Source organism: Burkholderia pseudomultivorans, assembly GCF_001718415.1.
Classification (GTDB): domain Bacteria; phylum Pseudomonadota; class Gammaproteobacteria; order Burkholderiales; family Burkholderiaceae; genus Burkholderia; species Burkholderia pseudomultivorans_A.
This window is the reverse complement of the sequence record NZ_CP013378.1, coordinates 2,047,381-2,062,921: the sequence shown is the minus strand read 5'-3', so window position 1 is coordinate 2,062,921 and position 15,541 is coordinate 2,047,381. Positions and strand designations below refer to the sequence as shown.

The 15,541-nt window shown below is 69.6% G+C and carries 15 protein-coding genes; 7 read left to right on the top strand and 8 right to left on the bottom strand.

What is annotated here, in order from left to right:
* Nucleotides 1-22: 22 nt before the first annotated feature.
* The 5 genes from pyrR to WS57_RS21765 all read right to left on the bottom strand — a co-directional run bounded on the left by pyrR (nt 23) and on the right by WS57_RS21765 (nt 3,308).
* Nucleotides 23-535, bottom strand: coding sequence for a bifunctional pyr operon transcriptional regulator/uracil phosphoribosyltransferase PyrR (gene pyrR / locus WS57_RS21785; RefSeq protein WP_060299055.1), 513 nt, complete (start codon nt 533-535; stop codon nt 23-25).
* Nucleotides 522-971, bottom strand: a complete 450-nt coding sequence (ruvX, locus tag WS57_RS21780; protein WP_009687445.1) for a Holliday junction resolvase RuvX — start codon at nt 969-971, stop codon at nt 522-524. Before ruvX ends, pyrR begins: the two co-directional genes overlap by 14 nt.
* Nucleotides 968-1,546: a YqgE/AlgH family protein gene (locus WS57_RS21775; protein ID WP_009687444.1), complete on the bottom strand. Its 579-nt coding sequence runs from the start codon at nt 1,544-1,546 to the stop codon at nt 968-970. The genes ruvX and WS57_RS21775 overlap by 4 nt, the downstream gene beginning before the upstream one ends.
* Nucleotides 1,547-1,719: 173 nt before the next feature.
* Complete coding sequence (locus tag WS57_RS21770; RefSeq protein WP_069244830.1) at nt 1,720-3,033, bottom strand: hypothetical protein; 1,314 nt, start codon at nt 3,031-3,033, stop codon at nt 1,720-1,722.
* A 104-nt stretch (nt 3,034-3,137) separates the two neighbouring features.
* On the bottom strand, nt 3,138-3,308 hold the full coding sequence (locus WS57_RS21765) for a rubredoxin (RefSeq protein ID WP_004186709.1): 171 nt from the start codon (nt 3,306-3,308) through the stop codon (nt 3,138-3,140).
* 256 nt (nt 3,309-3,564) lie between these two features.
* On the opposite strand from WS57_RS21765, the gene WS57_RS21760 reads away from it, so the two are divergent.
* Nucleotides 3,565-4,431 (top strand): hydroxymethylpyrimidine/phosphomethylpyrimidine kinase, encoded by an 867-nt coding sequence (locus WS57_RS21760; protein ID WP_040126763.1) that lies wholly within the window; start codon nt 3,565-3,567, stop codon nt 4,429-4,431.
* A 185-nt stretch (nt 4,432-4,616) separates the two neighbouring features.
* On the opposite strand, the gene groL is transcribed toward WS57_RS21760, so the two are convergent.
* Nucleotides 4,617-6,257 (bottom strand): chaperonin GroEL, encoded by a 1,641-nt coding sequence (gene groL / locus WS57_RS21755; RefSeq protein ID WP_040126762.1) that lies wholly within the window; start codon nt 6,255-6,257, stop codon nt 4,617-4,619.
* A 47-nt stretch (nt 6,258-6,304) separates the two neighbouring features.
* Nucleotides 6,305-6,598, bottom strand: coding sequence for a co-chaperone GroES (groES, locus tag WS57_RS21750; RefSeq protein WP_004186661.1), 294 nt, complete (start codon nt 6,596-6,598; stop codon nt 6,305-6,307).
* 659 nt (nt 6,599-7,257) lie between these two features.
* Here groES and WS57_RS21745 point away from each other — a divergent pair.
* The 6 genes from WS57_RS21745 (at nt 7,258) to WS57_RS21720 (ending at nt 14,978) form a co-directional block, all read left to right on the top strand.
* Nucleotides 7,258-8,724 (top strand): carbohydrate porin, encoded by a 1,467-nt coding sequence (locus WS57_RS21745; protein ID WP_069244829.1) that lies wholly within the window; start codon nt 7,258-7,260, stop codon nt 8,722-8,724.
* A gap of 65 nt (nt 8,725-8,789) precedes the next feature.
* Nucleotides 8,790-9,923, top strand: coding sequence for a hypothetical protein (locus tag WS57_RS21740; RefSeq protein WP_069244828.1), 1,134 nt, complete (start codon nt 8,790-8,792; stop codon nt 9,921-9,923).
* Between the two features lie 11 nt (nt 9,924-9,934).
* The gene (gene efeB / locus WS57_RS21735) at nt 9,935-11,233 is read left to right on the top strand and encodes an iron uptake transporter deferrochelatase/peroxidase subunit (RefSeq protein WP_069245466.1); all 1,299 of its coding nucleotides are present in this window, start codon (nt 9,935-9,937) and stop codon (nt 11,231-11,233) included.
* 34 nt (nt 11,234-11,267) lie between these two features.
* Entirely contained in the window at nt 11,268-12,302 is a 1,035-nt protein-coding gene (locus WS57_RS21730; protein ID WP_069244827.1) for an iron ABC transporter substrate-binding protein, read from the top strand.
* 2 nt (nt 12,303-12,304) lie between these two features.
* The gene (locus WS57_RS21725) at nt 12,305-13,906 is read left to right on the top strand and encodes an ABC transporter permease (protein WP_069244826.1); all 1,602 of its coding nucleotides are present in this window, start codon (nt 12,305-12,307) and stop codon (nt 13,904-13,906) included.
* 22 nt (nt 13,907-13,928) lie between these two features.
* Entirely contained in the window at nt 13,929-14,978 is a 1,050-nt protein-coding gene (locus WS57_RS21720; protein WP_069244825.1) for an ABC transporter ATP-binding protein, read from the top strand.
* A gap of 13 nt (nt 14,979-14,991) precedes the next feature.
* On the opposite strand, the gene WS57_RS21715 is transcribed toward WS57_RS21720, so the two are convergent.
* A complete protein-coding gene (locus tag WS57_RS21715) occupies nt 14,992-15,507 on the bottom strand; it encodes an SRPBCC family protein (RefSeq protein WP_069245465.1) in 516 nt (171 codons plus the stop codon).
* Nucleotides 15,508-15,541 lie beyond the last annotated feature (34 nt).

The window sequence follows — 15,541 nt, the reverse complement described above, 5'->3', positions numbered from 1 at the left end:
CGGGATACGGTTTCGCGTTCGCTCAGGCGGCTTGCGCCTCGACGTTCAGCGTGAACTGCGCATCGTCGCGCGCGAGCACGAGCGTCGCGCCGGCCGGCACGTCGAGCGTGCCGCCCGCGAAGCGCGCGGCGACCGGCAGTTCGCGGCCGCCGCGATCGGCGAGCACGGCGAGCTCGACGGCAGCCGGACGGCCGTAGTCGAACAGTTCGTTGAGCGCGGCGCGCACGGTGCGGCCCGTGTACAGCACGTCGTCGACGAGCACGATGCGCGCGCCGTCGACGTCGAACGGCAGCGCCGTCGGGCTCGCCTGGCTGTGCAGCCCCTTCTTCGCGTAGTCGTCGCGATGCAGCGCGACGTTCACGACGCCGAAGCCCGGCGCGCCGAGATCGCGCGCGAGGCGCTCGGCAAGCCATGCGCCGCCGCTGTAGATGCCGGCGAGCCGCGGGCCGCCCGGCTCCGCGAAAGCGGTGCCGTACGCGGCGCGGATCTGGTCGAGCAGCGCGCGGTAAAGCGCCTCGGCGTCAATGGTGCTCATGGTCGGACAATTGATCGAGATACTGTTGAAGGATGACGCGCGCGGCCTCGGCGTCGAGCATGTCGACGCGCGCGCGGCCGCGCACGTTGCGCTCGCGCAGGCCGGCCTCGGCCTCGACCGACGAATAGCGCTCGTCGACCCAGCTCACCGGCAGCCCGAAGCGACCGTTCAGCTGGTTGCCGAAGCGCTTCGCCTGCTGCGTCATGTCGTGCGGCGTGCCGTCCGGATGCATCGGCAGGCCGACGACGAGCGCGTCCGGCCGCCATTCGGCCAGCAGCTCGCCGACCGCCTTGAAGCGGTGTTCGCGGTTCAGGTTGGGAATCACGACGAGCGCGCGGGCCGAGCGCGTCAACGCATTGCCGATCGCGACGCCGATGCGCTTCTCGCCGTAGTCGAACGCCAGGAGCGTCGCATCGCGCGCGCTCGTGCCGCTCATGCGTGCCCTGCTTCGCCGGACAGCATCGACGAGCTGACGCCGAGCAGGCCGAGCGCGGCTTCGAAGCGCTCCTCGGCCGGGGTGTCGAACACGATGCGCGGATCGGCGGCGACCGTCAGCCAGCCGTTGCGGGAAATTTCTTCCTCGAGCTGGCCGGCGCCCCAGCCCGCATGGCCGAGCGTCAGCAGGAAGCGTTTCGGGCCGGAACCCGTTGCGACCGCCTCGAGCACGTCCTTCGACGTCGTCATCTCGAGCCCGCCCTCGACCGACATCGACGAGTTGTAGCTCGCGCCCTCCACCGGCTCGTGCAGCACGAAGCCGCGCTCGGTCTGGACCGGGCCGCCGAAGTACACCGGAATGTGCAGCAGCGGCTCGATCTCGAGCTTCAGGTCGATGCGGTTGAACAGCGATTCGAGGTCGATGTCGGTAGGACGGTTGATGACGAGGCCGAGCGCACCGCGCTCGCTGTGATCGCAAAGATAGACCACCGTTCCCGAGAACGTCGGATCGGCCATGTTCGGCATGGCGATCAGGAACTGGTTGGTGAGATTGATGCGATCGGAAGGCTTTGACATGGTTTGAATTTTAGCAAAGACGCCGCGGCCTGACCGGGCCGCGATCAACAAGCAACGCCGCACGGCGCTGGCAACGACGCGCGCGGATCACACGGCACTCTAACACGCGCGCGGGCGCTGTCGGCAGCGTGTTGCGGCCGTGTCCGGCAAGGCTTGCCGCGCGATGACCGCGCTCATCCGGGTGGGGCCCGGCCCAGTGCCGCGCCGAGCGCGCCAGACACCGCGGTCAGGTCCGGTGGCGCAACGCCGGCCGCGATCTTCAGCAGCGCCGCGCGCAGCATGTCGGCCGCCCGGCCATGCGCATCGAGGCCGGCGCTCGCGAGCGGCAGCCCGTGCGCGGCGCGCCGCCACGCGAGGCCGAGCGTGTCGGCCAGCAGCGCCGCGTGACCGAGGCCGAGCGCGCAGGCCGCCGCGCCGACCCGGTAGGCGGCCGCCGACGCGCGCCACGCCGCGCCGGCGTCGGCCGTCGCCGGATCGGCCGCGAGGTCTGTCATCGACGCGTCGGCCGTCTGCAGGAAATCCTCATACGCATGCGCATTGACCGTCACGACACCGAGCACCCGGGTCGGCGCGGCGGCCACCGCGTCGTGCTCGGCCCGCGCCGCATCGGCCTCCCACAGCGCCTCGGACGCGGGCGTGCCGGCCACGTGCCAGTCGACCGTCAGCCCGTAGTCGTGCAACACGTCGACGAGCGCGACATCCTCCGCCGCGGCGCCGAACAGCGCGAAATCGCGCCAGAGCAGCGCGACCGTCTCGCGCACCAGTTCGGGCGGCGCGCTGCGCCGGCCCTGCACGTGCTCGCCGAGCAGCAGGTTGGTGCGCGCGAGAAACCGCCTCAGTTCGGGCGCGCCGCTGGCGCGCAGCGCACGCAGGCAGGCGGCCGCGAGCCGCCAGAAATCGTATGGGGTGTCGTCGGCCAGCCCCGCCAGCGTCGCGTCGACGGCATCGAGCGCCGCGTCGGGCGTCGCCTGTTGGGCGCGCAGCACGCCGAGCAGCGCCTGCTCGTAGCGGGCGCGCAGCCGGACCGCCAGCGCCTCGGGCAACGCGCGCAGCGACGCCGGCGGCACCGCGCGTCCGACGAGCGCAAGCGCGTCGAGCGGAGCGCCTGCGCGCAGGTCGGCCGCGCTTTGCGCGCGCAGCGTGCGGAAATGGTCGAACAGCACGGGCGAGCATGCGAGCTCGCGCAGATTGTGACGTCCGACGGCCGCGCGGAAGTCGCACAGCGCGGCCCGCCAGCCGGAGACGGCTTCGGGTTCGGCCGCGACCAGCGGCGCGGTGGCGGACAACTGGCCGGCAAAACGCGCGGCCGGCAGCCAGCCGGCCTCGGCCAGCACCGCGGCCGCTGCCGACAGCGGCGCGGCGGCATCGTCGCGACGCGCGAACGCCTCGGCGGCCGCCTCGAGCCACGCGTCGGCCGCGTGCACGGCCCCGCCGCGTGGATTGGGCAGTGCGTCAGGGTGGGGAACGGTCGCCGGATCGGACGTCATGGACACGCGCGCCTGTCATGGTCGAGCGACTCGCGCAGGCCGCGGCGCACGGGCGCCGGGCAAACGCGAGACCGAAGCGGAGTGTCCGGGGGCCAAGGATCCGGTCAGATCTGGACCATCTCGAAGTCTTCCTTGCGGGCGCCGCACTCGGGGCACGTCCAGTTGATCGGGACGTCTTCCCAGCGCGTGCCCGGGGCGATGCCCTCTTCGGGCAGCCCGGCTTCTTCGTCGTAAATCCAGCCACAAATCAGGCACATCCAGCTCTTGTATTCCATCTTAAGCCGCGTCGGGAAAAGTCGGTAAATTCGGGAGCCATGATGGTACCGTGTCGGGGCCGGACTGCCTAGCAATCGCGCTGGAGGGCGGCGACTACGTTGAGCCGCGCTAAAAAAACCGTCGTAGCGGCCGGATTCCGCAGCATAATGGCTGCAAAGTGCGGCCTGCCGGGCAACACGGGGCCGAAACCGGCCCATCCCGCCTCGCCGTCCGCATCTCGATCGCTTCCCCGTTTTTTTCTTGCCCCATTTCTACATGTCCAGCAACGCCCCTCCGATCGTCCTCACCTTCGGCCTGTCCGATCCTACCGGCGGCTCCGGCCTCCAAGCCGATCTGCTGACCCTGGCGAGCATGGGCTGTCACGGCGTATCCGTCCTGACGGGCTATACCGTGCGCGACTCGGCCGCCTGCGACGAGGTGACGGGTCTCGATCCCGATGTCGTCGCCGCGCAGGCCCGCATGCTGCTCGAGGACATGCCGGTCGCCGCCTTCAAGATCGGCGCGGCGACGCGTGCGGAAGTCGTCAGCGCGATCGCCGAAGTGGTGGCCGACTACGACGGCGTGCCGCTCGTGCTCGCGCCGGACTTCACGCTCGACGACGAACACGTGCTCGCCGCCGACGACCTGCGCGAATCGATCGCCGACCTGCTCGCGCCGCAGACCACGCTGCTCGTCGCCGACTACGCGACGCTGATCGCGCTCGCGCAGCCGGACGGCGACGCCGAGGCGCCGAATCTCGACGCGGCCGTGTCGCATCTGCTGTCGCAGGGCTGCGAGTACATCCTGTCGTCCGAGACGGGCTCGCACCGGCTCGTCAACACGCTGTACGGCGAGGAAGGCCAGCTGCGCGAGGACATGTGGGATCGCTCGCCGCACCGGCTGATGGGCATCACGGACACGCTCGGCGCGGCGATCGCGGCGCTGCTCGCGAACGGCCAGGAACCGCCCGAAGCCGTGCGCGAAGCGCAGGAGTACCTGTACCAGGCCGTGCGCGACGCCTTCCGGCCCGGCATGGGCGCGCACCTGCCCGACCGGTTCTTCTGGGCGCGCAGCAACGAGGACGCGGACGCACCGCCGGCCGCCTCGGCCGAACCGCTGCCGAGGACGTCGCACCGCCATTGAGCGCGGCGGGCCCGCCCCGCTGCCGCCCGTGACTGTCGGATCAGGGCGCGCTTCGCGCGCGCCAACGTCGTGCGGTGCATGCATCGCCTTGCAGGCGCGAAAAAAAAGACCCGCATCGCTGCGGGTCTTTTCTTTTGGCTGGAACGCGCATCGCTGCGCGTTCCGGACACATCGACCGAAGTCGATTACATGTCCATGCCCATGCCGCCCATGCCGCCCGGCATGCCGCCCGGCATCGGTGCATCTTCCTTCGGCAGTTCTGCAACGGCTGCGTCCGTCGTCAGCAGCAGGCCTGCGACCGAAGCTGCGTTCTGCAGTGCGGTGCGCGTCACCTTGGTCGGGTCGACGACGCCGGCTTCGACCATGTCGACGTACTCGCCCGTCGCTGCGTTGTAGCCGTAGTTGCCCTTGCCTGCAGCAACTGCCGCCACCACGACGCTCGCTTCTTCGCCGCCGTTCGTGACGATCTGGCGCAGCGGCTCTTCCATTGCGCGCAGCACGATCTTGATGCCGGCGTTCTGGTCGGCGTTCGCGCCGGTCAGTGCGGCGATCGCGGTGCGTGCACGGATCAGCGCAACGCCGCCGCCCGGGACGATGCCTTCTTCAACGGCAGCGCGGGTTGCGTGCAGCGCGTCTTCGACGCGTGCCTTCTTTTCCTTCATTTCGACTTCGGTCGCAGCGCCGACCTTGATCACTGCCACGCCGCCGGCCAGCTTCGCCACGCGCTCCTGCAGCTTTTCACGGTCGTAGTCCGACGTCGCTTCTTCGATCTGCGTGCGGATTTGCTTCACGCGCGCTTCGATGTTCGTCGCTTCGCCTGCGCCGTCGATGATCGTCGTGTTTTCCTTGCCCACTTCGATGCGCTTCGCCTGGCCCAGTTCTGCCAGCGTTGCCTTCTCGAGCGTCAGGCCGGTTTCTTCCGCGATGACCTGGCCGCCGGTCAGGATCGCGATGTCTTCCAGCATTGCCTTGCGACGGTCGCCGAAGCCCGGCGCCTTGACCGCAACGGTCTTCAGGATGCCGCGGATGTTGTTGACGACCAGCGTTGCGAGCGCTTCGCCTTCGACGTCTTCAGCGATGATCAGCAGCGGACGGCCTGCCTTCGCGACTTGTTCGAGCACCGGCAGCAGATCGCGGATGTTCGACACCTTCTTGTCGTGCAGCAGCACGAACGGGTTGTCGAGGACGGCGACTTGCTTGTCCGGGTTGTTGATGAAGTACGGCGACAGGTAGCCGCGGTCGAACTGCATGCCTTCGACGACGTCGAGCTCGTCGGCCAGCGACTTGCCGTCTTCGACGGTGATCACGCCTTCCTTGCCGACCTTGTCCATCGCTTCAGCGATGCGATCGCCGATCGACGAGTCGCTGTTCGCCGAGATCGCGCCGACTTGCGCGATTTCCTTGTTCGTCGTGCACGGCTTGCTGATCTTCTTCAGCTCTTCGACTGCCGCTGCAACGGCCTTGTCGATACCGCGCTTCAGGTCCATCGGGTTCATGCCCGATGCGACGTACTTCATGCCTTCGCGGACGATCGACTGCGCGAGGACGGTTGCCGTCGTCGTGCCGTCGCCTGCGTTGTCGCTGGTCTTGGAAGCAACTTCCTTGACCATCTGCGCGCCCATGTTCTGGAGCTTGTCCTTCAGCTCGATTTCCTTGGCGACCGACACACCGTCCTTGGTGACCGTCGGGCCGCCGAAGCTGCGCTCGAGCACGACGTTGCGGCCCTTCGGACCCAGCGTGACCTTCACTGCGTTGGCGAGAATGTTCACGCCTTCGACCATCTTCGAGCGGGCGGAATCGCCGAATACGACGTCTTTAGCTGCCATCTTCTAACTCCTTGAATTCTTGGGAATATGTACCGTCGGTGGGACGCTTACTTGGCGTTGACCACGGCCATGATGTCTTCTTCGCGCATGACCAGCAGCTCCTGGCCGTCGACCTTCACGGTCTGGCCGGCGTACTTGCCGAACAGCACGCGATCGCCCACCTTGACGTCGAGCGCGATCGGCGCGCCCTTGTCGTCGCGCTTGCCCGGGCCGATGGCCAGGACTTCGCCCTGATCCGGCTTCTCAGCCGCTGCGTCGGGGATGACGATGCCCGAGGCGGTCTTGGTTTCCTGATCCAGGCGTTTGACGATCACGCGATCGTGCAAAGGACGAAGGTTCATATTCACTCCTCTCTTGACTGAGATTGAAGAACGCTTTGGGAATCTGCCCGGCGGGATGCCCGGCAGAGAATTGTTAGCACTCTCGTGCAGCGAGTGCTAATTATATGGACGGGTTTTGACAAATTCAAGAAGGGAAATCGGGCGATTTTTTGCTGCGGACCAGCGCCCGACACGCCTCTCGAAATCGCCGAAAATCCTTTTTAAAACAATCGATTAAAAGCGCCTCAGCGGTGCGCCGGGTGCGCCTGCACGCGGCCCGACGGCCATCCAGCCCCGTTTGGACATCGGGTAAGCACGGAGTTCCTGACGTCGACGCGATCGCATCAAAAATCCTGCGAAGGCGTCGCTTCCGGGCTCGCCGCGCCCCCTTTCCGCAGTGGCGGGCCGACACATCGCTCCGCATCGATTCATACATTTTCATTACGCCGATATTTACGTTTTCCGACCCGACTAAACACGCGGCGCGCCTCGTCCGTAAGCTCCCCGATTACATTCAGTAATATGGATGCGAATCATTCTCGTTTACATTGACTTTCCCATTTAACGCTCCTACGATGCGCCCCGTTGCGTCGATCTTCACGCGGCGGCCGATCGGCGCCGGGCGTCCGGACAGCGCATTTAAAGCAGGACTCCAGACTAAATAGAAGCAGGAATCTGATATGAAGTTTGCGTCGTTCCCAGGAGACCGCATCCACGCCCGGATGCGCCCCGCCGCCTGCGCCGCGGTGCTCGCGTGCGCGTCGTTCGCCAGCGGCGCCGCATTCGCCGACACGCCCGTCGACGCGCAGCCCGACGCGTCCGAAGCCGACCGCGCGATCCAGGCGAAGCCGACCGACATGTGGACCGGCATCTGGACCCGCCAGAACCTGCTCGGCGACATGGGCGGCATCCGTCCGTGGCTCGGCAAGTACGGCGCGACGCTGCAGATCACCGAAACGAGCGAGTACCTCGCGAACCTGCGCGGCGGCCTGAACCGCGGCGGCACGTACGACGGCCTGACGACCGCGACGCTCACCGTCGATACGCAGAAGGCGATCGGCCTGCCCGGCGGCACCTTCAACGTCAGCGCGCTGCAGATCCACGGCTCCAACCTGAGCGCGCGCAACCTCGGCACGCTCAACACCGCGAGCGGCATCGAAGCGCAGGACACGACGCGCCTCTGGGAGCTGTGGTACCAGCAGTCGTTCCTCGACAAGCGCGTCGACGTGAAGATCGGCCAGCAGAGCCTCGACCAGGAATTCATGGTCAGCACGTACGGGAACACCTTCGTCAACACGATGTTCGGCTGGCCCGCGCTGCCGTCCTACGATCTGCCGAACGGCGGCCCCGCGTATCCGCTCGCGGGCCTCGGCGTGCGCGTGCGCGCGCAGATCGCGCCGAAGCTCACCGCGCTCGCGGGCGTGTTCGACGGCGATCCGCTCGGCAACAACCCGAACAACCTCAGCGGCACCAACTTCAACCTGCACAACGGCGCGCTGTATATCGGCGAGCTGCAGTACGCGCTGAACCAGCCGTCCGACGGCGAAATGGACACCGGCCGCTCGAACGGGCTGCCCGGCACCTACAAGATCGGCGTCTGGTATCACAACGGCCGCTTCGCGGACCAGAACCTCGGCACCGACGGGCTGTCGCTCGCGGATCCCGCGTCGAACGGCAGCGCGCAGCAGCACCACGGCGACTACAGCTTCTACGCGGTGGCCGACCAGATGGTCTGGCGCCCCGACCCGAGCGGCCCGCAGAGCCTCGGCGTGTTCGCGCGCGTGATGGGCGCGCCGGGCGATCGCAACCTCGTGAGCTTCGCGGCCAATGCGGGCGTCGTGCTGAAGGCGCCGTTCGCGGGCCGCGACAACGACAGCGTGGGCCTCGCCGTCACCTACATCCAGGTCGGCAGCCACGTGACCGACCTCGACCGCAGCGCGCGACTGTTCGCGAGCGGCCCGTACGGCGTGCGCACGCGCGAAACGGCGCTCGAGGCGACCTACCAGTATCAGGTCACGCCGTGGTGGGTGATCCAGGCGGACGCGCAGTACACGTTCAACGCCGGCGCCGGCCAGAACCCGAACGACGCGACCCAGCCGCTGCGCAACACGTTCGTCGTCGGCGCGCGCACGACCATCACGTTCTGAGCGCCGCGCCCACGCCATTCGTTTTTCGCGCGCCGCCCGCGCGGCGCGTTCCCCAGGAGATCCCGATGATTCGATCCGCCCCGCTTCGCCACCTCGCGACAGGCGCACTGGCCGCTGCCGCGCTGACGGCGGCGGCCGCTGCGCGCGCCGAGCCGCAAGGCTTCCTCGAGACGCTGCATCGCCACACGCTGCTCGTCAACACGGTGCCCGACAACGGCGACCAGAACCCGTACGCGATTGCCGTCGCGCCGGCCTCGGCCGGCACGATCCAGCAGGGCGACGTGCTGGTCGACAACTTCAACAACGCCGCGAACCTGCAGGGCACCGGCAGCACGATCGTCGACTACCGCCCGTCGACGAAGCAGATGAGCCTGTTCGCGACGATTCCGCGCGACCTGCAGGCGTGCCCGGGCGGCGTCGGCCTGTCGACCGCGATGACGATGCTGAAGTCGGGCTGGGTGATCGTCGGCAGCACGCCGAGCAACGACGGCACGACCAATACCAAGGGCGCCGGCTGCATGATCGTGCTCGATCCGCACGGCAAGGTCGCGTCGGTATGGTCGAGCCCGAACATCAACGACCCGTGGGGCAACATGGCCGTCGTCGACCGCGGCGACAGCGCGACGCTGTTCGTCAGCATGGCCGGCTTCGGCGTCGGCGGCGCGGACGGCAACCCGCCGGTCTACAAGCAGGCGACCGTGCTGCGGCTCGACCTCGACGTGCCGGCCGGCAAGCCGCCCGCGATCCGGCAGGAAACGGTGGTCGCCAGCGGCCTCGGAGCGCAGGCCGACAAGGGCGTGTTCCTGGTCGGCCCGACCGGCCTCGCGCTGTCGGGCGACCAGCAGAAGCTGTACGTGTCGGACGCGATCGGCAACCGCATCGTCGAGATCGACGATCCGCTCACGCGCGACACCAGCGCCGGCGTCGGCCGCCCGATCACGGCCGACGGCTTCCTGCGCCGCCCGCTCGCGCTCGCGACCGCGCCGAACGGCCACCTGCTCGCGACCAACGCGCTGAACGGGCAGGTCGTCGAGATCGATCCGGTTGCCGGCAAGCAGCTCTACGCGCGCTGGATCGACACCGACAAGGCGCAGTCGCCTCCCGGCAACGGCGACTTGTTCGGGATCGCGATGACGCCGGCCGGCGACGGTTTCTATTACGTGCAGGACGACGTCAACACGCTGATGCTCGCGAAGTGACGGAGACGCTCATGACAGACGATTCGAACCCGCCGTCGCGCGCCGCGCGTCGCGGCTTCCTGAAGGCCGGCGGCGCGGCGGTGGCCGCGGGCCTCGCGGCGACCGCGATGCCGGCCGCACGCGCGGCCGACGCCGGCGCGCCGCAGGCGGCCGCGCACGACGACGACATCGAGCCGTTCTACGGCAAGCACCAGAGCGGCATCACGACGCCGCAGCAGCGCAACGCGTATTTCGCGGCGCTCGACCTGACGACGACGCGGCGCGAGGACGTGATCGCGCTGCTGAAGACATGGACCGACGCGGCCGCGCGCCTCACGCGCGGCGAACCCGCGCAACCGCTGCCGACGAGCGGCGCGGACGACGCGCCGCCGGCCGACTCGGGCGACGCGCTCGGCATCGGCCCGGCGTGCCTGACGATCACGTTCGGCTTCGGGCCGGGCCTGTTCGCGGCCGCCGGCAAGGACCGCTACGGACTGGCGAAGCAGCGCCCCGCCGCGCTGGTCGACCTGCCGCGCTTCAACGGCGACCAGCTGCTGCCGGAGAAAACCGGCGGCGACCTGTTCATCCAGGCGTGCGCGAACGACGCGCAGGTCGCGTTCCACGCGGTGCGCCAGCTCGCGCGGCTCGGCGGCAAGACCGTGCAGATGCGCTGGGGCCAGGCCGGCTTCACGTCCGGCAAGCCGGGCGAGACGCCGCGCAACCTGATGGGCTTCAAGGACGGCACGATGAATCCGTCGCGCGACGATCCCGCCGCGATGAACGCGTTCGTCTGGGCCGGCAGCGAAGGGCCGGCCTGGATGAACGGCGGCACCTACACGGTCGTGCGCCGCATCCGCATCACGCTCGAGCACTGGGACAACACCGAGCTCGGCTTCCAGGAGCAGGTGTTCGGCCGCCGCAAGTACAGCGGCGCGCCGCTCGGCGGCAAGCACGAATTCGAGGCGCTCGATCTCGACGCAGTGGACAAGGACGGGAATCCGGTGATCCCCGACAACGCGCACGCGCGTCTCGCGTCGCCGCAGATGAACGACGGCGCGCAGATCCTGCGCCGCGCGTATTCGTACAACGACAGCACCAACTTCTATATCGAGCGCTGGCCGCCGTGGCGCCAGCAGACCGAGTACGACGCGGGGCTGATGTTCGTCGCGCACCAGCGCGATCCGCGCAAGGGCTTCATTCCGATCAACGAGAAGCTCGCGAAGCTGGACATCATGAACCAGTTCACCACGCACGTCGGCAGCGCGATCTTCGCGTGTCCGCCGGGCGCGCAACCGGGTTCGTACATCGGCGCCGCGCTGTTCGAAGCGTAAGCCGGCACTTCAGGATTCAACTTTCGACATCGACATGAACACTCTGCCCGTTAGCCGCCCGGTGCGGCACCTGATCTCCGCGGCGGCCGCCGCGCTCATGCTGACCGGCGCGCTGACCGCAATGCCCGCGCGCGCCGCGACGCTCACGCTGTACAACGCGCAGCACGAGCAGGTCGTCAACCAGCTCGTCAAGGACTTCGAAGCGCAAAGCGGCATCACCGTGAAGGTGCGCTCGGGCGAAGGCCCGGCGCTTGCCGCGCAGCTCGTCACCGAAGGCGATCGCACGCCGGCCGACGTGTACTTCACCGAGAACTCGCCCGAGCTCGTGCTGCTCGACCACAAGGGCCTGCTCGCGAAGACCGATGCCGCCACGCTGCAAGCGGTGCCGGCGCGCTACAACCCGGCCGACGGCAACTGGGTCGGCGTGCTCGCGCGCGAGAACGTGCTCGTCTACAACACCGCGAAGCTCCAGCCGCAGCAACTGCCTGCGTCGCTGCTCGATCTCGCGAAGCCCGAGTGGAAGGGCAAGGTCGGCATCGCGCCGAGCGACGCCGACTTCCTGCCGGTCGTGAGCGCGGTGCTCGCGCTGCACGGCGAGGCCGCGACGCTGCAATGGCTGAAGGGCCTGAAGACCAACGCGCAGATCTTCGACGACGACGAAGGCGTGACGGCCGCCGTCAACCGCGGCGGCGTCGTGACCGGCGTGATCAACAACTACTACTGGGACCGCCTGCACGCGGAACTCGGCGACAAGTCGACCCGCAGCGCGATTTACCACTTCGGCCGCGGCGACGTCGGCGCGGCGGTCAACGTATCGGGCGCCGCAGTGCTGAAGGCGTCGAAGCATCAGCCGGAAGCGCAGCAGTTCGTCGCGTACCTCGTCAGCGAGCGCGCGCAGAAGCTGATGGCCAACGGCCATGTCAGCTTCGAGTATCCGCTGCGCCCGGGCGTCGCGCCCGACCCGATCCTGAAGCCGTTCAACGAGCTGAGCCCGCCGTCGCTGTCGTTCGAACAGCTCGGCGACGACAGCCAGGCCGGCAAGCTGCTGCGCCAGGCCGGCCTGCTCTGACCATGAGCGACGCCGTGTCCCGCACGGCCCGCGCCGCGCACGACGACGACGCACGCGGCGCAGCGCGGCGGCGGCCGTCGCGCGCGCTCGTCGCGGCGGCCGCCTGCGGGCCGCTCGCGATCCTGCTGCCGCTCGGCTTTACGCTGTATCGCGCGGCGACCTTCGGCGTCGACGACGCGATCGAGCTGCTGTGGCGGCCGCTGGTCGGCGAGCTGCTCGTCAATACGCTGTCGATCACGCTCGCCGCGACGCTCGTCTGCGCGCTGCTCGGCACCGCGGTCGCATGGTTCATCGAGCGCACCGACCTGCCGGGGCGGCCGCTGTGGACCGCGCTCGCCGCCGCGCCGCTCGCGGTGCCGCCGTTCATCACGAGCTATGCATGGGTGTCGCTGAGCCTCGACCTGCAGGACTTTCTCGGCGCGCTGATCGTGCTGGGCTCCGCGTACTTCCCGCTCGTCTACCTGCCGGTCGCCGCCGCGCTGCGCGAGCTCGACCCCGCGCTCGAGGAAAGCGCGCGCACGCTCGGCTGCTCGCCGTGGCGCACGTTCTTCCGCGTGGTGCTGCCGCAGCTGCGCCCGGCGCTGTGCGGCGGCATGCTGCTCGTCGCGCTCGGCGTGCTGTCCGAGTTCGGCGCGTTCCAGCTGCTGCGCTTTCGCACCTTCACCACCGAGATCTACGCCGAATACCGCACCGCGTTCGACGGCGGCGGCGCATCGCTGCTCGGCTGCGTGCTGATCGCGCTGTGTCTGCTGTGCCTCGCGATCGAAGCGCGGGCGCGCGGCCGGGCGCGCTACGGCCATACGCACCGCGCGGCGCGGCGCGTCGCGATGCGCTATCCGCTCGGACGCGGCCGGCTCGCCGTCGTCGCGGCCTTCGCCGCGCTCGCTGCCGCGACGCTCGGCGTGCCGCTCGCGACGATCGGCTACTGGCTCACGCAGCAGGGCGCGGCCGCCGTCACGCCGGCCGACGTGTCGCCCGAACTGCTGTGGCAGGCCACGCTCGCGTCGAGCGGTTACGGCCTCGCGGCGGCGGCCGTCACGACGCTGCTCGCGCTGCCGCTCGCATTCCTGCTGGTGCGCCATCCGGGCCGCATCGCGACGCTGCTCGAACGCACGGCGATGACCGTGCAGGGCGTGCCGGGCATCGTCGTCGCGCTCGCGACCGTGTCGATCACCGTACGGCTGCTGCAGCCGCTCTATCAAAGCGCGCCGGCGCTCGTCGCCGCGTACGCGATCCTGTTCCTGCCGCTCGCGGCCGTCAGCGTGCGCGCGGCGCTGTCGCACGTGCAGGTGCGGCTCGAGGAAACCGCGCGCGCGCTCGGCCTCGGCTGGCGCGCGACGCTGACGCGCGTGGTGCTGCCGCTCGCGGCGCCCGGCCTCGGCGCGGCCGCGACGATGGTGTTCGTCTCGGTCGTGACGGAGCTGAACGCGACGCTGCTGCTGTCGCCGATCGGCACGCGCACGCTCGCGACGCAGGTGTGGAGCGATACCGCGACGCTCGCGTTCGCGGCCGCGGCGCCCTATGCGGCACTGCTCGTCGCGCTGTCGCTGGCCGCGTCGGGCCTGCTGTTCCTGCTGCTCGGCCGCGCGTCGGTGCGCCGCTGAGCCCCTTGTCCCGGAACCGCTCATGAGCGAATTACGCATACACGGCCTGTCCAAATCGTTCGGCTCGCATACCGTGCTGCACGACATCGATCTCACGGTGCGGCGCGGCTCGCGGCTTGCGCTGCTCGGCCCGTCCGGCAGCGGCAAGACGACGCTGCTGCGCGTGCTGTGCGGCTTCGAGCGCGCGGAGCGCGGCATCGTCGAGATCGACGGCCGCCGGGTCGCCGCGCCCGGCCTGCACCTGCCGCCCGAGCAGCGGCGGATCGGCTACGTGCCGCAGGAAGGCGCGCTGTTTCCGCACCTGTCGGTCGCCGACAACATCGCGTTCGGGCTGCCGCGCGCGGCGCGGCGGCGTCGTCATCGCGTCGACGCACTGCTCGAGATGGTCGGGCTGCCCGCATCGTACGCGAGCCGCGCGCCGCAGCAGCTGTCCGGCGGACAGCAGCAGCGCGTCGCGCTGGCGCGTGCGCTCGCGCCCGAGCCGTCGCTCGTGATCCTCGACGAGCCGTTTTCCGCGCTCGACACGTCGCTGCGGCACGAGACGCGCAGCGCGGTCGCGGATGCGCTGGCCGCGGCCGGCGCGACGTCGGTGCTCGTCACGCACGACCAGCCCGAGGCGATGACGCTCGGCGACGAAGTCGCGGTGCTGTGGCAGGGCCGGCTCGTGCAGACGGCCGCGCCGCAGACGCTGTACCGGCAGCCGGTCACGCGCGACGTCGCGTCGTTCGTCGGGCAGGCCGTGCTGCTGGCGGGCCAGGTGCGCGCCGGCCATATCGCGTGCGCGCTCGGCGAGTTGCCGCTCGTCGCGCTGCTGCCGGACGGGCCGGCCGATGCGATGCTGCGTCCCGAGCAGATCGGCATCGTGCCGATCGCGGATCCGGATGCCGCGCGCGGCCATGCGGCAACGGTCGAGGCCACGCAGTTCGCGGGCCAGGACGCCGACGTGCTCGCGCGGGTCGAGGCCGCGCCCGACACGCTTGTGCGTGCGCGCGTGCCCGGGCATCGGTGCCCGACGGTCGGCGAACGCGTCGCGCTCGTCGTCGACGGCGCGGTGATGGCTTACGCGCGCTGAGCGCGCGACGCGCTCACGACTCGGCGCAGCCGGCGCCCGCGACGGGCCGGTAGATCCGGCCGTCGCTCTCGACCGTCGCGCCCAGCAGGCGCGCGAGCCCTTTCGCGCCTTCGCGCATCACGACGTCGTGATTCCATTTGAATACCGGCCGCGCGATCGGCTCCAGCCAGTTCATCCAGCGCGCCTGCGTGCGGATGTGCCAGTCGTAGCGCACGACGGTGCCGGCGCCGTCGGCGGCGAAGCGCCAGCGGCCGTCGCCTTCGATCGCGCCGCTCGCGCGCCCTTCCAGCGTATGCGGCGGCTCGACGCGCCGCACGCGCATGTCGAAGCTCAGCCGGTATGGCAGCGCGCCTTTCCACGTATAGCGATGCAGCGCGCCGACGCCGCGCGCGTCGCCCGGCTCGAGCTCGACGGTGCGCACCGCGCCCTTCCACCAGTCGGGCCAGCGGTCGACCTGGTAGATCGCGTCCCAGACCGCCGCGAGCGGCGCGTCGACGCGCCACGTCGTCGAGAACCGGTATTCCGCCATGCCGCCTCCGGCGCGCCACATCCGTCGTGTCGCG

Coding starts and splice junctions, on each gene's coding strand:
- pyrR (WP_060299055.1), bottom strand. CDS start 535: ATGAGCACCATTGACGCCGAGGCGCTTTACCGCGCGCTGCTCGACCAG.
- ruvX (WP_009687445.1), bottom strand. CDS start 971: ATGAGCGGCACGAGCGCGCGCGATGCGACGCTCCTGGCGTTCGACTAC.
- WS57_RS21775 (WP_009687444.1), bottom strand. CDS start 1,546: ATGTCAAAGCCTTCCGATCGCATCAATCTCACCAACCAGTTCCTGATC.
- WS57_RS21770 (WP_069244830.1), bottom strand. CDS start 3,033: ATGACGTCCGATCCGGCGACCGTTCCCCACCCTGACGCACTGCCCAAT.
- WS57_RS21765 (WP_004186709.1), bottom strand. CDS start 3,308: ATGGAATACAAGAGCTGGATGTGCCTGATTTGTGGCTGGATTTACGAC.
- WS57_RS21760 (WP_040126763.1), top strand. CDS start 3,565: ATGTCCAGCAACGCCCCTCCGATCGTCCTCACCTTCGGCCTGTCCGAT.
- groL (WP_040126762.1), bottom strand. CDS start 6,257: ATGGCAGCTAAAGACGTCGTATTCGGCGATTCCGCCCGCTCGAAGATG.
- groES (WP_004186661.1), bottom strand. CDS start 6,598: ATGAACCTTCGTCCTTTGCACGATCGCGTGATCGTCAAACGCCTGGAT.
- WS57_RS21745 (WP_069244829.1), top strand. CDS start 7,258: ATGAAGTTTGCGTCGTTCCCAGGAGACCGCATCCACGCCCGGATGCGC.
- WS57_RS21740 (WP_069244828.1), top strand. CDS start 8,790: ATGATTCGATCCGCCCCGCTTCGCCACCTCGCGACAGGCGCACTGGCC.
- efeB (WP_069245466.1), top strand. CDS start 9,935: ATGACAGACGATTCGAACCCGCCGTCGCGCGCCGCGCGTCGCGGCTTC.
- WS57_RS21730 (WP_069244827.1), top strand. CDS start 11,268: ATGAACACTCTGCCCGTTAGCCGCCCGGTGCGGCACCTGATCTCCGCG.
- WS57_RS21725 (WP_069244826.1), top strand. CDS start 12,305: ATGAGCGACGCCGTGTCCCGCACGGCCCGCGCCGCGCACGACGACGAC.
- WS57_RS21720 (WP_069244825.1), top strand. CDS start 13,929: ATGAGCGAATTACGCATACACGGCCTGTCCAAATCGTTCGGCTCGCAT.
- WS57_RS21715 (WP_069245465.1), bottom strand. CDS start 15,507: ATGGCGGAATACCGGTTCTCGACGACGTGGCGCGTCGACGCGCCGCTC.